Origin of the sequence: Pseudomonas moraviensis, from assembly GCF_900105805.1 — a bacterium.
In the GTDB taxonomy this organism is placed as follows: Bacteria; Pseudomonadota; Gammaproteobacteria; order Pseudomonadales; family Pseudomonadaceae; genus Aquipseudomonas; species Aquipseudomonas moraviensis_A.
The window spans coordinates 2,453,570-2,474,917 of record NZ_LT629788.1; the positions used below are offsets into that span (position 1 = coordinate 2,453,570).

Annotated in this window: 2 protein-coding genes; both read right to left on the reverse strand. The window is 65.2% G+C overall.

Annotated elements, in window-relative coordinates; all coding sequences use genetic code 11:
• Positions 1-55 precede the first annotated feature (55 nt).
• On the reverse strand, positions 56-8,353 hold the full coding sequence (locus BLU71_RS11055) for a non-ribosomal peptide synthetase (RefSeq protein WP_083353082.1): 8,298 nt from the start codon (positions 8,351-8,353) through the stop codon (positions 56-58).
• Positions 8,350-21,315, reverse strand: coding sequence for a non-ribosomal peptide synthetase (locus tag BLU71_RS11060; protein WP_083353083.1), 12,966 nt, complete (start codon positions 21,313-21,315; stop codon positions 8,350-8,352). The genes BLU71_RS11055 and BLU71_RS11060 overlap by 4 nt, the downstream gene beginning before the upstream one ends.
• Between the last annotated feature and the right edge of the window lie 33 nt (positions 21,316-21,348).

Below are 21,348 nucleotides of genomic sequence, written 5' to 3' on the forward strand. Positions count from 1 at the left end.
AATCCGTTCAGGGTTGAGCCCGGCCAGCGACCGGGCTGCAAGACGTCCACATCAATCAGGAGAGCATTGCCTTGGCCGGCCGTTTCAGACCCTCGTGCCACCACGCGGCGAAATTCAATACGTTGGGTGCCTTGAGCAACGTGAAATGGTTGCCCGGGCCGTACCACACCGTCAGATCCGTCACCTCGCGACGCCAGCCTTCGATCATCGCCGCCTGCTCGCGCTGATTGCCCGCCGCATCCAGTGTCGGATCGTCAACCAGCGCCAGGCGCACCGGGCCGCTGTAACGCTGACGCGGTTGATAAACCGTGCGCAGGGCGCTGGCGAAGGTGCGCGTCGAGCCAAGCAAGGACTGCGGCGTTGTCCGCGCCGACAGCACCCCCGCACGCACCATGCCTTCGTGCAACAAACGCAATTGCGTGGAGTCATCGGCCTCGGAGAAAACCTCGGCATCGATGTCCAGGGAGGTGCCTGACGACAGTTGCAACGCCTCGATCAGCCGCTGCAATGCAGCGGTCGCGGTGTAGGGTTTGCCGATCACCCCGTTGCCGCCGGGGGATTCGCTGTCGATCAGCGTCAATGACGCCACTTCGCGCCCCTCGGCCTGCAATTGCGCGGCCATGGCATGCGCCACCCAGCCGCCGAAGGAATGCCCGATCAAGTGCAACGGCCCGTGCGGATAGAGTCGCTCAATAGCGCGCAGGTAAAACCGCGCCGCCACCTCGACCTGACTGTGCGGCACCGCGCCGCCGTCCAGCCCGCGCGGTTGCAGACCATGGATCGGCCATTCGGAACCGAGGGCTTCGCTCAGATGAATGAAACCGGTGACACTGTCGCCGGCACCCGGCACGCAGAAGATCGGCGCCCGGGCACTGTCGCCAGTCTGGATGGTCACCAACGGTTGATAGACCGGCAATGCCGGCGCCTGGGCCGCCTCCAGTGCCTGACCGATGGCCTGACCCAGCGCTTGAATATGCGGCGCTTTCATCATGCTCTGGTGATCGCCGGGCACATCGATGCAGTGCAACTCGGCATCTGGCAGATCTTCGGCCCAGCCGAGGGTCGGGCTGAGCGGCGCCATTGCCGCCGAACGTTGCTGCGCGCGGAACACATGCAGCGGCACCGGCAGCGGACTGATGCGGTAATGCGCCAGCGCATGTCCGTGCGCCACTTCGCGATCAAGGTAATGCCAGGCATCCGCTGCCGAGGCAACCGACAACTCGGGATGGAGCAATTGCTGCTGTTGGCAGCGCTCGAGCAGTTCGGCGAAGGTCAGGCTTTCCAGTTCGGCTTGCAACGCTGTCAGCGCCGTCAACCCGCGCTGGCCATCGTCGCCAAGGCCAAGCCAGTGCGCGGTGCAATGCAGAAGCAATTGGCGCTTGTGCACGTGGGCATCGTTCCAGCGAGCCTTGTGCGGATCGGCCAGGCGCGGCACATAGCTGTCGATCAGGCCGATGAACTCGACCCTTTCGTCCAGCCCCAGCAATTGCTGGGCGACTTCATAAGCCAGCACCCCGCCAAACGACCAGCCTGCCAATCGATAAGGCCCGTGGGGCTGTCTGCGACGAATGATCCCGACCATGCGTGTGGCCAGGCATTCGAGGGTGCGCAGTTGCGTCTGGCCGAACTCGATGCCGGGCAAACCGTAAATCGGAAAACTCCCATCGATGTGCCGTCCCAGCGCCGGGAAATACACATCGCGACCGCTGAATTCATGCACCAGAAACAACGGCGTGCCGTGATCGCCAGCGCGTACCACGATCAGCCCCAATTCCTCCTCGATGACGCCGTCACGTTCAGCGAGCAGCGCAGCCGCCGCCTCGATGCTCGGGTGCTGGAACAGCTCGGCCAGGGTCATCGGCAGACCGGCCTGCTGCATCTCGTTGACCAGCCTCACTGCCAGCAGCGAATGCCCGCCCAGTTCGAAGAAGTTGTCGTGGCGACCCACCCGTTCTACCTGGAGAACCTCGCGCCACAACTCGGCGAGACGGCTTTCCACGGCATTGCCCGGCGCCTCGTACACGCGGTTGAGCATTGCCTCTTGCGTCGGTGCCGGCAGGGCCTTGCGATCAATTTTGCCGTTGTTGTTCAGCGGCAACGTCGCCAGTCGCACCCACGCCGACGGCACCATGTATTCCGGCAGCCGGGCCTGCAACAACGCGCGCAGCGTGGCGCTTTGCAGCTCGGCATCGGCGGCGCTGTAATAGGCGACCAAGCGTGTTCGCGTGCCGTCTCGCCGCGCCAGTACCACCGCCTCTTTAACGCCGGGGCAACTGAGCAGGCGGTTTTCGATCTCGCCCAGCTCGATGCGGAAACCGCGAATCTTCACCTGATCGTCATTGCGACCGATGCACTCAAGTTGCCCCGGCGCGAGCCAGCGCACCAGATCACCGGTGCGGTACATCATCGCTTCGGGCCGGCGGCTGAACGGGTCGTGGAGGAATCTCTCCGCCGTCAGCTCGGGACGATTGAGGTAACCCAGGGCAACGCCCTGCCCGCCGATGTACAACTCACCGGTAACGCCGAACGGTACCGGTTGCTGACAGCCATCAAGCACATACACCTGAGTGTTGGAAATCGGCCCGCCGATCGACACGCTGTCGGCATCCTCGGCGACGCTCTGCACGGCAAACGTGGTGGCGTAAGTGGTGGTTTCCGTTGGCCCGTAGCAATGCACCAGACGCAGCTGCGGCGCCTCGGCGCGCAACTTGCGAAACGCCGCCGGATCGCCGCGCTCGCCGCCGCAGAGCAGAATGCGCAAACTCTTGAGGGCGTCGGGAATCAGCTGCACATACTGGTTGAACAGCGCGGTGGTGACGAACAGGATGCTCGCGCCGCTGCGCTTGAGTTCGGCGCCGAACGCCTGCGGATCGAGCAAGGTGGCATGCTCGATGATCGCCACCCGCGCGCCGTTGAGCAGTGCGCCCCAGACGTCCATGGTGCTCGCGTCGAATGCCGGGTTGGAGGCGAATGCCACGCAGTCCTGCCGATTGAAATCGGCGTAGCCGTTGTTGATCACCAGCCGCGTGATCGCCCGGTGCGGGACCATCACGCCTTTGGGCATGCCGGTGGAGCCGGAGGTGTACATGATGTACGCCAGCGACTCTGCCGACTGCGGCAGATCCGGGTTGTGGCTGGGCTGAGCGCCGAGCGCCAGCCGATCGAGATCGATGCGCCGTGCGGCAAACGTCAGCGTGGTTGTGCTGTGGCTCAGCAGCGCGGCCGCCTGGCAATCCTCGACCATGAACGCCAGACGCTCGCTCGGTGCATGAATATCCAGCGGCACCCACGCTGCCGCGCACTTGCCGATCGCCAGTTGCGCGATCAGCAGATCCAGCGAGCGCGGCAACAGGATCGCCACCGCATCGCCGGGTTTCACGCCCTCGCCGAGCAAATGATGCGCCAGCCGATTGGCCCTGCGGTTCAACTCGGCATAGCTCAGGGTTTGCTCGCCATGCAGCGCGGCGACAGCGTCGGGTTGTTGCAAGGCCAGCGCTTCGAACAAACGCTGCACCGTGTCGTTCTGCGGGTACTCGCGCTCGGTGTCATTGAAGTCCACCAGCAAGCGCTGGCGTTCTTCGTCCTGCACCAGCGGCACCTCGTCGAGCAGCGCCTGATCGTTGGCAACCATGGCCTGCAGCAATTGCCGCAGGTAACCGACGAAACGCTGCACCGTGGTTTCATCGAACAGCGCCGTGGCGTATTCCAGCCAGCCGCCAATGCCCTCGGGCGTGTCGCCGAGGGTCAAGGTCAGGTCGAACTTGGCAAAGTGACTCGGCTCGGCCACCGCTTCCAGGGTCAGATCGCCCAGGGCCAGCGCCGGGCCGTCGCTGTTGCGCCAGTTGAACATGGTCTGGAACAACGGACTGTGCGCCAGACTTCGCACCGGCCGGGTGATTTCCACCACTTGTTCGAACGGCAGATCCTGATGCGCCTGGGCTTGCAACGTCAGCGCCTTGACCCGCGCCAGCAGCGCTGCGCCGGTCAACTCGCCGGAGGTGTCGATGCGCAGCGCCAGGGTGTTGACGAACAGGCCGATCATGCCCTCGACTTCGACCCGATTGCGGTTGGCCACCGGCGAGCCGACGACCACATCGGTCTGCCCGGCCAGACGCCCGAGCAATACTGCCCAGGCGCTGAGCAGGGTCATGTACAACGTCACGCCGTGGCGCTGGCTCAAGGCCTTGAGCCCGGCGCTCAAACGCTCATCCAGTTGCAGGTCAATGCTGCTGCCGGCGTAGTCCTGCTGCGCCGGTCGCGGCCGATCGGTGGGCAGGGTGAGCAAGGCCGGCACCTCGCGCAGGGTGCGTTGCCAGTATTCGCTCTGACGCTGCAATACCTCGCCGCTCAACCAGCGCCGCTGCCACACCGCGTAGTCACTGTATTGCAGGGTCAGCGCCGGCAACGTATCGTCTTCGCCCTGACTGAACGCCTGATACAACGCCATCAGTTCACGGGTCAGCACACCCATCGACCAACCGTCGGAAATGATGTGGTGCAAGGTCAGCAGCAGCACGTGATGATCATCGGCCAGACGCACCAGACGCCCGCGTATCAGCGGGTCATCAAGCAGATCGAACGGCCCCGAGGCTTCGCCCTGAATCAGCGCCTGCAACGCCTCGTCCGCCTGCGAGTGCTGGCGCAGATCCTCGACGCGCAACAGCAGGCCGCTGTCGACCGGCGCGATCAGCACCTGAGCGTCGCCATCCAGCGGAGCGAAACGGCTGCGCAATGTCTCGTGGCGCGCGACGATACGCGCCAGCGCGCGTTGCAGGGCAGCGGCGTCGAGGGCACCGCGCAAGCGCAGGGCGATCGGGATGTTGTAGGCGGTGTTGGCGCCCTCCATCTGCGTCAGAAACCAGAAGCGCTGCTGCGAAAACGACAGCGGCAGCGCCGTTTCACGTGGTACCGGCAGGATCGGCGGTTGCGTGCAGCGCCCGGCCTCGGTCAACACCTGCGCCACCGCCGCCAGCTCGGCGTTGGCAAACAGGTCGCTGAGCACCAGCTCGACGCCCAGTCGCTGCCTGACCTGCGCGACCATGCGCATGGCCAGCAGCGAATGCCCGCCCAGTTCGAAGAAATGGTCCTCGCGCCCTACCCGCTCGACCTGCAACACCTCGGCCCAGATGTCCGCCAGTGCGGTCTCCACTTCGCCCTGGGGCGCGGCGTATTCGCGGGCGAACAGCGCCGAGCGTTCGGGTTTCGGCAGGGCCCTGCGGTCGAGTTTGCCGTTGGCGGTCAGCGGCAGTTCGTCGAGTTTGACCAGGGCGGACGGCACCATGTATTCCGGCAGTTGGCTGAGCAGCAGCGCGCGCAGTTCAGCCACGGCCAGCGCCTGCACCTGAGCCTGCTCGGTGAAATACGCCACCAGCCGCGGCTGCCCCGGCTGATCCTCACGGGCCACGACCACCGCTTGCTGAATACCGGGCAGCTGATTGAGGCGGTTTTCGATCTCTCCCGGTTCGATGCGCACGCCGCGAATTTTCACCTGATCGTCGTTGCGCCCGAGGTACTCCAGGGTGCCGTCGCAGCGCCAGCGCGCAAGGTCGCCGGAGCGGTACATGCGTGCCTGCGGCGCACTGCTGAATGGATCGCGCAGAAAGCGTTCGGCGGTCAGCTGCGGCTGGTTCAGATAACCCCGGGCGACGCCGCTGCCGCCGATATACAACTCGCCGACCGCGCCGATCGGCACCGGGCGCTGTTGCTCGTCGAGCAGATACACCGTGGCATTGCTCACCGGTTTGCCGATGTGCAACGCATCAGCGCTGTCGATGCGCCCGGAAGTGGCGACCACCGTGGTCTCGGTCGGGCCGTAATTGTTGATCACGTCGAAACGCTGGTTGCGCGAGAACTGGCGCAAGCGGTCGCCGCCGATCAGCAGCGTGCGCAAGGTCGGGTGTTCCAGGTGTTGGCTGAAGGCGTATTCGGCCACCGGCGTGGGCAGGAAACTCACGTCCAGCGGCTGCGCGCGCCACCAGTCGAGCAAGGCGTCGATGTCTTCGCTGCCGTCATGGGCCGGCGCAATGTGCAAGGTCGCCCCCGCGCACAGCGCCGGCCAGACCTCCCAGGCCATGGCATCGAAACCGAATCCGGCAAGGCTCGAAGTGTGGCGGCCGGCACACAGGTCAAAGGCCGCACAGTGCCAATCGACGAGGTTGGACAGGGTGTGGTGTTCAACCATCACGCCCTTGGGCAAACCGGTCGAGCCGGAGGTGTAGATCACGTAGGCCAGATAGCTGGCCTGCAGATTCGGCAGCTGCGGGTTGCGGGTGATGCCCAGCGGCCAGGTACGCGGGTCGAGATTGAGCACCGGCACCGCCAGCAGCGGCAAGCGGTCGCGCAGATCGGCGCTGGTCAACACCGCGACCGGGGCACTGTCGCGCAGCAGATGCAGCAGGCGTTCGGCCGGGTGCGCCGGATCGACCGGCACATAACCGGCGCCGGCCTTGAGGATCGCCAGCAAACCCACCAGCGCGTGCAGCCCGCGGCGCGCGACGATGGCAACGCGGTCATCAGGCTGCACGCCCAAGTCGATCAACTGGTGCGCCAGCGCATTGGCCCGGTGGTTCAACTCGGCAAACGTCAGCGACTCGCCCAGATGCACCGCCGCCAGCGCATCCGGCCGCGCCAGCACTTGCGCTTCGAAACGCTGCTGGATCGGCAGCGCCGCCGGGTAATCGACCTGACTGGCATTGAACCCGTGCAACAGTTGCTCGCGTTCGGCGGCGGGCAGTACCGACAACCGATTCAGCGGCGTCTCCGGCGCGTGTTCCAGCGCCGACAGCACTTGTTCCACCGCGTGCAGCAGATAGGCGCAGAGACGTTCCCCCTCAACGGCGCGAGTGGCCAGCAAGGTCAGGCTGAAGCGGTCGCCGAAGTCATCGATGCTCAGGGTCAGCGGATAATTGGTGCGTTCTTCCGAACGCAGCACGCTGATGCCTTCCCACGCGGCAAGTGCTTCGGCGCTGGCATTGGCGCTGGAAGCGCTGTGCCGATAGTTGAGCAGCGTGCTGAACAACGGCGACGACGCGACCACGCCACTGCAACGCTGCGCCAATGCCAGCGGCGCATGTTCGTGACGCATCAGCGTGGTCAGCCGCGCGTGGGTAGCCTTGATCGCCTCACTGACCGCCAGCGCCGTGATGTCGACCCGCAGCGGCAAGGTGTTGATGAAGATGCCCAGCGCTCGTTCGGTGCCTTCTGCGTTGTGCATGCGCCCCATCAGCACCGTGCCGAACACCACGCTCGCTTGCCCGGTGAGGGCGCTCAGCACCTGGCCCCAACCTAGGTGGAACAGGCTGGCGACGCTGACGCCCTGGCGGCGTGCCTGCGCGCGCAAGCGACGCTCCAGTGGCGGCTCGAGCGCCTGACTGAATTCGACGATGTCACTGCCGTCGCCGTGCACACTCTGCAAGCCGTAGGGCAGCGTCGGCTGGTCGATGTCAGCCAGCATGTCGCGGAAAAACGCTTCGTGTTGCGCCTCGCTGATGCCCAGACGCGCCTGCGCCACGTAATTGCGAAACGGCACCGGCGCGCCCAACCGCGCGGCGTGCCCGCTCAGGCAAGCCTGCAGTTCCTCGCTGACCACCGCCAGTGCCGAGTGGTCCATCGCCATGTGATGAAACAGCAGCATGGCGACGATGCGTTGCTCGCGTTCATCCCAGGCATGCGCCAGCCGCAACAGCGGCGCGCGGGTGACGTCGAGGCGAAACTCGCGGGCGTCGAAACGGGCGTGCAATTGTGCCAACGCATCGCCGCCATCGGCCTCCAGCCGCACTTCTTCCAGCGGCAGGCGCGCCTCACGCATGACCACTTGCAACGGCGTATCGAGACCTTCCCAGAACACTGCGGTGCGCAGGATGTCGTGGCGGTCGATGACCGTCTGCAAGGCATCGACGAATGCCTGCAAACGCTGCGCTCCGCTGAACGCGAAATGCGCCTGCATGACGTAGGGGTCGCCGTGTTGCGCGCTGACGTGGTGATAGAGAATGCCTTCCTGCAACGGCGTCAGCGGATAGATGTCCTGCACGTTGGCAGCGCCGCCGGGAATGCCTTGGAGAAGCTGATCGAGGCTCTCCTGGCTCAGTTGCGCGAGGGTCAGCATTGCCGGGGTGATGTGGGTGCAGCCGGCCGCAATACCATTGGCCGGCACCTCGACCTGGCCGACCCTGGCCGCTGAATATTCGCCGGCCTTGATCAGCTCGATCAGCGCCGCCTTGTGTTCGCGCAACGAAGCCAGCAATGCCGGATCGCCCAGCGCCTGCTTGTTGCCATTGACGCGCAACTGGTCGTCCGTGACCGTCAACTGGATGTCGCGGGCTTTGAGTGTCGCCAACAAGGGATTGAGGTTCACAGGACGATCTCCATTCTTTCCGTGATTGCTGCGTAACCGGCCAGCGTCGGTTGTTCGAACAACGCCCGCACGTCAGCCTCCATGCCTTCCTGTTGCAACCGGCCAACCAGACTCACCGCCAGCAACGAATGCCCGCCCAGCTCGAAAAAGTGGTCATGCCGCCCTACCCGTTCGACATTGAGCAACTCGCACCACAGCCGCGCCAGGGTGATTTCCACCTCGCCGACCGGCGCCTCATACGGCCGGCTGATCAGCGCATCCTGATTCGGTGCGGGCAACGCCTTGCGATCGAGTTTGCCGTTGGGGCTGAGCGGCAACCGATCGAGATGAACGAAAGTCGCCGGGACCATATAGTCCGGCAAACCGTGCAGTAACGTCGCACGCAGGATGTCGATGTCCAGCCGCGAGCCGGTGTAGTACGCCACCAGGCGTTTGTCCCCCGGCACGTCTTCGCGGGCCACTACCGCCGCCTCCTGGACGCCGTCGATCCGGCTCAGGCAGGCCTGGATTTCACCCAGTTCGATGCGCAGGCCGCGAATCTTCACCTGATCGTCATTGCGCCCGAGGTATTCGATATTGCCGTCGGCACGATAGCGAGCGATATCGCCGGTGCGGTACATACGCGCTTGCGCCTGGGCGCTGAACGGGTCGCGCAGGAAGCGTTCGGCGCTGAGCTCGGCGCGGTTCAGATAGCCGCGCGCCACCTGCACGCCACCGATATACAGCTCGCCGACAACGCCTTGCGGCACCGGTTGTTGCTGCGCGTCGAGGATGTACATCCGCGTATTGGCGATCGGTTTGCCGATCGGCGTATTGTCCGGCGTGTCCAGCAGCGGCCCGGCGCAATTCCACGCGGTGACGTCCACCGCCGCTTCGGTCGGGCCATACAGGTTGTGCAACTGACTGGCGGGCAACTGCTGTTTGAAACGCCGCACCAGACTGCCGGGCAACGCCTCACCGCTGCACATCACCTGGCGCAACCCGGCACAGCGCTCGGTCTGGCCGTGGGCGAGGAACATGTCGAGCATCGATGGCACAAAATGCACAGTCGTGACCTGTTCGCGCTCGATCAGCTCGCTCAGGTAGACCGGTTCCTTGTGCCCGCCAGGACGCGCCAGCAGCAGGCGTGTGCCGGTCATCAGCGGCCAGAAAAACTCCCAGACCGATACGTCGAAACTGAATGGCGTTTTTTGCAGCACGGTGTCCGCCGCCGTCAGCGCGCAGGCATCCTGCATCCACAGCAAACGGTTGACCACTGCGCCGTGCTCGTTGGCCACGCCTTTCGGTTGACCGGTCGAGCCAGAGGTGTAGATCACATAGGCCAGATTCGCTGACGTCAGGCCGCTGACCGGCGGATTGCTCGCCGGCAAATCGCGCCAGGTCTCCTGCTCCAGATTGATCACCGGCACTGCCAGTGCACCGGCCAGCGCGGCCGTGCTGCCTTGCACCAGCACCGCCAGCGGTGCGCTGTCGGCAAGCATGTAGGCGATGCGTTCGGCCGGGTAGTCCGGGTCCAGCGGTACATAAGCGCCGCCAGCCTTGAGGATCGCCAACAGGCCAACAACCATGGCGACACTGCGTTCGACGCAGATCGCCACCCGCGAGTCCGCCTGCACCCCGAGTCCGATCAGGTGGTGGGCCAGACGATTGGCGCGCTCGTTGAGTTGTTGGAAATCCACCCGTTGATCAGCCATCTGCACGGCGACGGCCTGCGGCGTGCGCAGCACTTGAGCTTCGAACAGGCCGTGCAGGGTTTGCTGCAAGTCGTAATCGACCGCCGTCGCGTTGAAGTCGAACAGCAAGCGCTGACGCTCGGCATCCGGCAACACCGATAACTGCTCGATCGGTTGCTGCGGCGTCTGTTCCAGGGCATCGACCAAGCGCTGCAACGCTGTTTCCATATAGCGGCAGATGCGCAACGCACCGACCTCCGCCGAGGTGATCGCGCTGAGCCTGAAACCCGTGCCAAAGTCGTCGACGTTGAGGCTAAGCGGATAGTTGGTGCGTTCCTCGCTGTGCAAGGTCTCGATGCCTTGCCAAGCCGGGTGCGCTTGCGCTGGCGTCGCGCTGCCATGGCGATAGTTGAGCATCGCGCTGAACAACGGCGCCGGTGCGGCGATCCGGCTGCAACGCTGGGCCAGCGCCAGCGAAGCATGCTCATGCGCCAACAGGCCGGTGAGTTGCTCATGGGTGGCCGCCAGGGCCGCGCGCACCGTCTGCGCGCCCAAATCGACGCGCAGCGGCAAGGTATTGATGAACATGCCGAGCCCGCGATCCGCCCCCGCCCCGCCCTGCATCCGGCCCATCAGCACGGTGCCGAACACCACCCGCTGCTGGGCGGAGGTGGCGCCCAGCACTTGCGCCCAGGCCAGATGAAACACGCTGGCGACGCTCATGCCCAGCTGTCGCGCCTGACTGCGCAGACGCTGTGCCAGCGCATCGGGCAGTGCCAGCGCCGCTTCCTCATAAGTACCCGCCGCAGCATTGACCTCATGCAGACCGAACGGCAGCGTCGGTTCATCGACATCGCCGAGCATGTCGCGGAAGAACCCTTCGTGCTCCGCCTCACTGATGCCCAGCCGCGCCTGCGCTACATAGTTGCGGTACGGCGCCGCCGGTGGCAGCGAGCGCTGTTCGCCAGCAAGGCTGATCTGCATTTCTTCGCGCACGACTTCCAGCGCCGTGTGATCGAGGGCGATGTGATGGAACAGCAGCAGGCCGGCCACTTGTCCGGTGGCCGGATCGCGGGCGTACAACAAGCGGATCAGCGGCGCCTTGCCGAGATCCAGCGAACACGTCGACAGTTGCTCGAACGCGACTTCCTCCACCGGCAATTGCGCCTCGCGCCACACCACTTGCACCGGCGCGTCGAGGCCCTGCCAGACGATCGAAGTGCGCAGGATGTCATGGCGCGCCATGACCTGACGCAACGCACGGGCGAACGCCTCGACGCGCTCGACACTGGCGAACGTCAACCGTGAATGCAGCACGTACGGGTCGTTCTGCCCGGCGGTGATGTGGTGGTAGAGAATGCCTTCCTGCAACGGCGCCAGCGGGTAAATGTCCTGCACATTGGCCGCACCGCCCGGCACCGTGGCGACGATGCGCTCGATGCTGGCCTGATCCAGTTGCAGCAGGCTGAGCATGTCGGGCGTGATGCAGGTGCAGTGCGCGGCGATGCCGTTGGCCGGCACCTCAATCTCGCGACCGCTGCCGATCGCCGCCGCCAGCGCCGCCAGTGTCGGCTGGTTGAACAGCACACGCACGTCGGTAGTCAGGTCGATCTGACGCATGCGTTCGATGACGCTGACCGCCAGCAACGAGTGCCCGCCGAGCTCGAAGAAGTTATCGTGGCGGCCAACCTGCGCAACCCTGAGCACCTCGCTCCAGATCTGCGCCAGCGCGGTTTCCACCGGTCCTTGCGGCGCTTGGTACTGACGGCTGAGCCAGGCGCTTTGCTCCGGTTTCGGCAAGGCCTTGCGGTCGAGTTTGCCGTTGGCGGTCAACGGCAAGGCGTCGAGGCGCACGTAGGCCGCCGGCAGCAACGCTTGCGGCAAGCGCGATTGCAAATGCTCACGCAGGTCCTCGAGATCGAGCGGCCCACGCGCGGTGAACCACGCCAGCAACTGCCCGTCGCGCACTTGTGCCACAGCGTCCTGCAGCGCCGGATGACTGGCCAGCGCCGCTTCGATTTCGCCGAGTTCCACGCGCACGCCGCGCAGTTTGACCTGATCGTCATTGCGCCCCAGATACTCCAGCGTGCCGTCGGTGCGCCAGCGCACAAGGTCGCCGGTGCGATACATGCGCGCCCCAGGCTCATGGCTGAACGGGTCGGCGAGGAAGCGCTCGGCGGTCAACTCATCGCGGTTCAGGTACCCCCTGGCCACGCCTGCGCCGGCGACGTACAACTCGCCTCTGACCCCAACCGGCAACAGCTGCTGCCGGCCATCGAGGACATACACCCTGGCATTTGCAATCGGTCGGCCAATATGCAACGCCTGCCCGGCCGCGATGCGCCCCGAGGTCGCCACCACCGTTGCCTCGGTCGGGCCGTAGTTGTTGATCACTTCGAAACTCTGGTCACGCGGGAATTGCCTGAGCTTGTCGCCGCCGATCAACAGCGTGCGCAAGGTCGGATGGCCCAGCTCGCGGCTGAAGGCATATTCCGCCACTGGCGTCGGCAGGAAGCTCACCTGCAACGGCTGCGCGCGCCACCATTCGAGCAACTCATCGAGGTGTTCATTGCCGATCGACGCCGGCGGCAGGTGCAACGTCGCGCCCACGCACAAGGCCGGCCAGACCTCCCAGGCCATGGCGTCGAAACCGAATCCGGCGACACTGGCGGTATGGCTGCCGGCGCGCAGATCGAAGGCTGCGGCGTGCCAGTGCACCAGGTTTTCCAGGGTGCGGTGTTCGACCATTACGCCTTTTGGCTGGCCAGTGGAGCCCGAGGTGTAGATCACGTAGGCGAGATGATCGGCCGTCAAACCGCCGACTTCAGGATTGCGGTCCGGCCGGTCATGCCAACGCTCGTCGCCAAGATCGATCACCGGCACCGCCACCCTGCCCGGTTCCACGCCGGACACCAGCAGCGCCAGCGGTGCGCTGTCGGCCAGCAGATAGGCAATGCGCTCGGCCGGATGTGCCGGGTCGATCGGCACATAGGCCGCGCCAGCCTTGAGCACCGCGAGCATGGCCAGCAGCATGTGCGGGCCACGCCGGGTGGAAATCGCCACCCGCGCGTCGGGCCGTACGCCCAGCTCGAGCAGGTAATGCGCGAGGCGGTTGGCCTGTTGATTGAGCTGCGCATAGGTCAGCTGGTGTTCGTCCGCGTGCAGCGCCAGCGCGTGCGGGTTGAGCAGCACTTGCGCCTCGAACAGGCGGTGCACCGTCTGCGCTGGCGGGAAGGCCACAGCGCTGGCGTTGAACTGTGTGAGCACTCGTTCGCGCTCGGATGGCGGCAGGATCGCCAGCCGATCCAGTGCCTGTTCGGGATCCTGCTCCAGCGCCGCCACCAGCACTGCCAGCGCGCTGTGCATCAGCTCGCAGACCCGTTGCGCACCAACCTCGGCCGGCGTCAGCACCGACAAATCGAAGCCCTCGCCGAGATCGTTGATGCTCAGCGTCAGTGGATAATGGCTGCGCCCCTCATGAGCAAGAAACTCGATCCCCTGCCACGCCTCCTCGTCAGACTGGCGCGAGGCGCTGTGGCGATAATTCAGCACCGAACTGAACAGCGGCAACGGTGCGGCAACCGCACTGCAACGCTGGGCCAGCGCCAGTGAAGCGTGTTCGTGACCGAGCAGCGCAGCCAGCCGCTGATGCACGCCGCGCAGTGTCGCACCGACGCTGGCCTCATCGACGTCGACACGCAACGGCAAGGTATTGATGAACATCCCCAGTGCCCGATCGGCCCCCGCACCGCCCTGCAGGCGACCGAGCAACACGCTACCGAACACCACGCGGGGCTGCCCGGCGGTGGCCGCCAGCACGTGCGCCCAGGCGAGGTGGAACAGACTGGCTGCGCTGACCCCGAAACTGCGCGCCTGCGCCCGCAAACGCCTGCTTAACTCAAGCGGCATTGCGCTGACATGCCCTTCGATGTCCCTGCCGTCATTTTCAACTTCACGCAAACCGAACGGCAGGGTCGGCTCGTCGACGTCGCCGAGCATCTCGCGGAAGAATATCTCGTGTTCCTGCTCGCTGACGCCGTGGCGAGCCTGCGCCACGTAATTGCGATACGGCGCTGCTGCGGGCAGTGGCTCGCTGTTGCCGAGCAAGCCGGCCTGCATCTCCTGCCGCACCACCTCCAGCGCCGTGTGATCGAGGGCGATGTGATGGAACAGCAACATGGCGACGACCCGTTTGTGCTCAGGGTCATCGGCATACACCAGGCGCATCAGCGGCGCCTGACCGAGGTCGAGGCGCCAGTGCCGGGCGGCGAAACGCCCTTGCAACTGGGCAAGCACATCACCTTCTGCCGGGTCCAGCGCCACACCGTCGACCGCTAACGGCGCCCGTCGCCAGACCACTTGCTGCGGGCTCGGCAATCCCTCCCAGACCACGCTGGTGCGCAGAATGTCGTGGCGCTCGATAATGCCCTGCAGGGCTTTGGCGAAGGCATACAGGCGGTCGATGTCGGCAAAGGCCAGACTCGATTGCAGCAGATACGGATCGCCCGCGCCGGCGCTGATGTGGTGATAAAGAATGCCCTCTTGCAACGGCGCCAGCGGATAAATGTCCTGCACGTTGGCCGCGCCGCCCGGCACCGTGGCGACGATGCGTTCGACACTGGCCTGGTCCAGTTCGCTCAGGCTCAACATGTCCGCGGTGATGTGGCGGCAGTCATCGGTAATGCGATTGGCCGGCACCTCGATTTCGCGACCGCTGCCCAGCGCCGCCGCCAGTGCGGCGAGGGTCGGCTGGCTGAACAGCACCCGCACATCGGCGCTCAGGCCGAGCTGGCGCAGGCGCTCGATCAGGCTGACGGCGAGCAACGAATGCCCGCCCAGTTCGAAGAAATTGTCATGCCGACCGACCTGCGCGACTTTGAGCAGATCGCTCCAGATCTGCGCCAACGCCTGCTCCAATGGACCTTGCGGCGCTGCGTATTCGTGGCTGAGCCAGGCGCTGTGATCCGGCTCCGGCAAGGCTTTGCGGTCAAGCTTGCCGTTGGCGGTCAGCGGCATCGCCTCGACGCGGACATAAGCGGCGGGAATCAGTGCCTCGGGCAGTCGGCTCTGCAAGTGGCGGCGCAGATCAGCGATGTCTACCGCGCTGCGCTCGCTGAACCACGCCAGCAAGCGCCCGTCACGCACCAGCACTACTACGTCTTGCACGGCGCTGTGCGTACTCAGCGCAGCTTCGATTTCCCCCGGCTCGATACGCACGCCGCGCAGTTTCACCTGATCGTCATTGCGCCCCAGATATTCGAGCGTGCCGTCGGCGCGCCAACGGGCAAGATCGCCAGTGCGATACATGCGCCCATGGGGCTCATCGCTGAACGGATCTTCGAGGAACATGTCGGCACTCAGTGCCGGGCGATTCAGGTAGCCACGAGCGACCCCGGCGCCACCCACATACAGTTCGCCCTGCACCCCCACCGGCACCGGTTGTTGCTGACTGTCGAGCAGATAGATTTTGGCATTGGCGATCGGCCGACCGATGTGCAACGCCTGCCCCGCCTCAATGCGCCCGGACGTCGCCACCACCGTGGCTTCGGTCGGCCCGTAGTTGTTGATCACGTCGAAGGTCTGGTTACGCGGGAACTGCCGGAGCTTGTCGCCGCCGATCAACAACGTGCGCAGGGTCGGATGGCCCAACTCGCGGCTGAACGCGTACTCGGCCACTGGGGTCGGCAGGAAGCTCACTTGCAATGGCTGCGCGCGCCACCATTCGAGCAATTCATCGAGGTGTTCATTGCCGATCGATGCCGGTGGCAAGTGCAGGGTCGCGCCCACGCACAAGGCCGGCCAGACCTCCCAGGCCATGGCGTCGAAACCGAACCCGGCGACGCTGGCGGTATGGCTGCCGGCATGCAGATCGAAGGCGGCGGCGTGCCAGTGCACCAGGTTTTCCAGGGTGCGGTGTTCGACCATTACGCCTTTTGGCTGGCCGGTAGAGCCGGAGGTGTAGATCACATAGGCGAGATGGGCCGGGGTCAGCGCCGGCAATTGCGGGTTGGCGTCGGACAAATTTGCCCAGCCGTTATTGTCCAGATCGATCAGCGGCACCGTGCCGAGCAAGTCGCGGGTCGAGGCCTCGGCCAGCACTGCCAGCGGATCGCAGTCCTGCAGCAGATAGGCGATGCGCTCGCGGGGATGGGCCGGATCGACCGGCACGTAAGCCGCGCCGGCCTTGAGAATTGCCAGCAACGCGACGAGCATCTGCGGGCTGCGGCGCAGGCATACGGCGACACGATCGTCCGGCTGCACGCCGAGGCCGATCAGGTGCTGGGCCAGACGATTGGCGCGCTGGTTCAGCTGCGCGTAACTCAGACGCTGCTCGCCCTGCACCGCCGCCCAGGCGTCGGGATTCGCCAGCGCTTGCGCTTCGACCAGGCGCTGCACGGTCTGCGCGGGCGGGAATGGTTGCGTGGTGTCGTTGAAGCCGAACAACACTTGTTGGCGTTCGCCCGGCGAGACAATCGACAACTGTTGCACGGGCAGCGTCGGCGAGTATTCGAGGGCGTTCACCAGACTGTGCAGTGCGGTTTGCAGATAATCGCAAACCCGCACGCCGTCCACCTGCGGCACCGCCTGCACGTTCAGCAGGAAACCATCGCCGAGGTCATCGACGCTGACCACCAGCGGATAATTGCTGCGCTCGCGGGAGCAGAGAATGTCGATGCCGTCCCATTCCACTGCAGCCGCGTCCGCCTGACTGTGACGGTAATTGAGCAGCGTGCTGAACAGCGGCGACGTCGCGGCGACACCGCTGCAGCGCTGGGCCAACGCCAGTGACGCCTGCTCGTGGCCGAGCAACTGCGCCAGGCGTTGGTGGGTGACACGCACGCTGTCCTGCACCGATTCGGCGCCGACAGTGACGCGCAATGGCAAGGTGTTGATGAACATGCCCAACGCACGATCGGCGCCAGCGCCGCCCTGCATGCGCCCCAGCAGAACGGTGCCGAAGACCACGTCCTGCTGACCGGAAACCTGCGCCAGCACCTGTGCCCAGGCCTGATGCACGAGACTGGCGATGCTGATGCCGAGGCGCCGCGACACTCCGCGCAAACGTTGTCCGAGGCCAACGTCGAGGGCCAATTGGCTGTCAACGATGGCGCTGCCGTCGCCGAGCACATCCTGCACACCGAACGCCAGTGTCGGCTCGCTGATGTCGCCGAGCATGTCGCGAAAGAACTCCGCGTGCGCTTCGTCATCGGCGCCGGCGCGGGCCTGGGCCACGTAATTGCGGTATTGCACGGCTGGCGGCAGATCATCCGTGCGCCCGAGCAGCAGGTCGTTCATTTCCGCCACCAGCACTTCGAGTGCGGTGTGGTCGAGGACGATGTGATGCATCAGCAGGATGCCGACCCAGCGCTGATTGGCCTGGTCTTCGGTATAGGCAAAACGCATCAGCGGCGCCTGGGTCAGATCGAGGCGATAGTGACGCGGATCGAAACGCGCCTGCATCTGCTCCAGTGCGTCGCCGGCAAGCTCGTCGGCATCGACCCGCTCAAGATTCAGCGGCGCCTCGCGCCAGACCACTTGCACCGGCGCCTCCAGCCCCTCCCAGACCACGCTGGTGCGCAGAATGTCATGACGGGTAATCACGCTGTTCAAGGCGCGCACGAAGTCCTTGATCTGCGCCAGGCCGGCAAAGGCAAATTGCGCCTGCAGCACGTAGGGATCGCCGCTGTGGCTGGCGAGGTGGTGGTAGAGAATGCCCGCCTGCAACGGTGCCAGTGAGTAGATGTCCTGAACATTGCCGACACCGCCGGGCACACTGGCGATCACTGTGTCGATGCCAGCCTGATCGAGATCGGCCAACGGCAATTGCTCCGGGGTGATCGCCGTGCAACCGGCTTCGATACGATTGGCCGGTACGGCATGCACTTGTGTCGCGCCGAGGGTAGCCGCCAGCGCCGCCACGCTTGGCTGGCCGAACAGCACTCGCACATCGCAGTGCAAGTCGTGTTGACGCATGCGTTCGATCAGCTTCACCGCCAGCAGGGAATGCCCGCCGAGCTCGAAAAAGTTGTCATGCCGACCCACCTGCTCGACGCCGAGCAGGCTTTGCCAAATACCGGCAATCAGGCTTTCCACCGCGCCTTGGGGCATTTCGAATCCGCGTCGCGCAAACGCATCACTGTCCGGCGCCGGCAGTGCCTTGCGGTCGAGTTTGCCGTTGGCGGTCAGCGGCAAGGCGTCGAGGCGCACAAAGGCGCTGGGCACCATGTAGTCCGCCAGCGAGTCGAGCAGCGTATCGCGCAGCTGCGCCACGCTCGGTTCTTCGCCTTCGGCAGCGGTCCAGTACGCCACCAGTCGCGCGTCGCCGGGGCTGTCTTCGCGGGCGATGACCACGGCGTCGCGCACACCGGCGCAGGCCGACAGGCGTGCCTGGATCTCGCCGAGCTCAATGCGAAAACCGCGGATCTTCACCTGATCATCGTTGCGCCCCAGATAGTCGAGACTGCCGTCGGCGGCCCAGCGCGCCAGATCCCCGGTTTTGTACAGGCGCGCATCGGCGGCGCGGCTGAACGGATCACGAATGAAGCGCTCGGCGGTCAGCTCAGGACGGTTGAGATATCCGCGCGCCACGCCCGCGCCACCGACATACAACTCGCCGGTCACACCGACCGGCACCGGTTCGCCCTGAGGATCGAGCACATACAGTTGCAGGTCGGCAATCGGCCCGCCGATCGGGCTGACACCGACCAATTGCGCATCGGCGGCCTGCAGCGGCCGATAGGTCACGTGCACGGTGGTTTCGGTGATGCCGTACATGTTCACCAACCGCGTGCCGGCGTTGCCGACCCGGGCGTACCACGGTTTGAGCAGTCCCGGCTCAAGTGCCTCGCCGCCGAAAATCACTTCACGCAGCGAATGCTGCAACCCACTGCGGCCCTGCGCGGCGATCAACTGGCGGAACGCGCCAGGGGTCTGATTGAGCACGGTGACGCCGCTGCGGCACAGCAGCGCATAGCATTCATCGGGCGCACGACTGACGGTTTGTGGAACCAGCAACAGTTGCCCGCCGAAGGCCAGCGCCCCCCAGATTTCCCACACCGAGAAATCAAAGGCGAACGAGTGGAACAGCGCCCAGACGTCGCGCTCATTGAACTGAAACCAGTGCGCTGTGGCGCAAAACAGCCGCGCCACGTTGCGATGCTCGACCATGACGCCCTTGGGCAAACCGGTGGAGCCGGAGGTGTAGATCACATAGGCCAGACTCGCCGGAGTGAGCCCGGCGATCTGCGGATCGCGCTCGGATTCGCCGCGCAGAGTGTGATCGTCGAGATCGATCAGCGGCACTGGCAGCGCGCCGACCCGCTCTCGGGTGGCGGCTTGCAGCAGCAGTGCCACCGGGGCGCTGTCCTGCAGGGTGAAAGCGATTCGCTCCTGCGGATAGGCCGGGTCGATCGGCACATACGCGGCGCCGGCCTTGAGCACACCGAGCAGGCCGATGAGCATTTGCGGGCCACGCTCGACGCAGATCGCCACGCGATCATCCGGGCGAATTCCCAGCCCCAGCAGATGATGAGCGACTTGGTTGGCACGGTGATTGAGTTCGCCGTAGCTGAGGCTCTGCCCGTCGAACAGCAACGCGGTGGCATCCGGCCGGGCCTGGGCGTGCGCTTCGAACTGCTGATGAATCAATGGCGTATCGGGGAAATGCGCAAGCGCTGCATGGGCGCCGTGCAAGAGCCGTTCGCGCTCGGCGGCCGGCAGAATCCGGACGCTGTGCAGCGGCGTCGGCGTGCTCGTCTGCAACGCATCGACCAGGCCTTGCAGGGTGGTCTGCAGATAATCGGCGATGCGTTGCGCGCCCAGACTCGACTCCGCGAGTGCGGTGATACGCAAGTCTTCGCCCAGGTCATCGATGTTGACGGTCAGCGGATAATTGGTACGTTCGCGCGCGCCCAGCACTTGCACGCCCGGGGCGATCTCGATGATTTCGGCGACTTCATCGACGCTGCTGTGACGGTAGTTGAGGATCGCGCTGAACAGCGGCGTCGGCACTGCCACCGCACTGCAACGTTGCGCCAGCGCCAGCGAGGCTTGCTCATGGCCGAGCAGCGCGGTCAGGCGGCGATGGGTCAACAGCACGCCGGCGCGCACGTCGTCGGCGCCGACATCGACCCGCAGTGGCAAGGTGTTGATGAACATCCCCAGCGCGTGTTCACCACCCTCGCCGGCCGCCATGCGCCCGAGCAGCACGGTGCCGAACACCACCGCCGTGCGCCCGGACAATTCGCCGAGAACCCGCGCCAGGGCCAGGTGCATGACACTGGCCACGCTCACCCCCAGTTGCCGCGCCTGCTCGCGCAATTGGCGACTCAGGGCGCCGTCGAGCAGCAGCGAGACTTCTTCGATCGAGTGGCCGTCGCCCTGCACATCGCGCAAGCCGCAGGGCAGCGTCGGCTGGTCGATGTCGGCGAGCATCTCGCGGAAAAATGCCTCGTGGGCCGATTCATTTGCGGCCAGCCGCGCCCGCGCCAGATGATCGCGATACGGCACTGGCGCCGCCACTTGCGCGCTGTGCCCGAGCAGAAACGCCTGGGCTTCGCGACGGATCACGTCCAGCGCCAGGTGATCCATGATCAGGTGATGGAACAGCAACAAGGCAACCACGCGGCCATTGCCCGGATCGTCGGCAAACACCAGGCGCAGCAGCGGTGCCTGCCGCACATCGAGACGGAAATGCTGCGGGTCGTGGCGCTGCAACAGTTGCTCGAGCACCTCGCCATTGCCGTTCAATTCGAGCTCTTCGCAGTGCAGCGCAGCCTTGCGCTGGACCACTTGCAACGGTTCGTCCAGGCGCTCCCAGACAAACGAAGTGCGCAGGATGTCGTGGCGGCCGATCATCCATTGCAGCGCATCGGAAAAGGCTTGCAGGCGCTCACGATTGACAAAGGCAAAGCGCGCCTGCGACACGTACGGGTCGCCCGCCGCTGCCGCCAGATGCAGATAAAGCATGCCCTCTTGCAAGGGCGCCAAGGGGTAGATGTCCTGCACATTCGCCGCACCGCCCGGCACACCGGCGACAATGCGGTCGAGGCTGACCTGATCGAGCGCCACCAGCGGCAGCATGTCCGGGGTGATGCGATAAGCCGGACTCAACCAGTCACCGTTGTGCTGCGCGACCAGTTCCAGCAGTTGTGCCTTGTGAGCGGCGAGGCTGTCCCACAACGCATCATCCAGCGCGTCGTCACTGCCCAGAATGACCAGGTCTTCATCTTCCTGTTGAAGGCGGATCGCATGGGTCGAAATAACTGCCATCAGTTCGCTGAAATGCATGGGATAACCTGCTGTAAAGACAAGAAAAAAGGC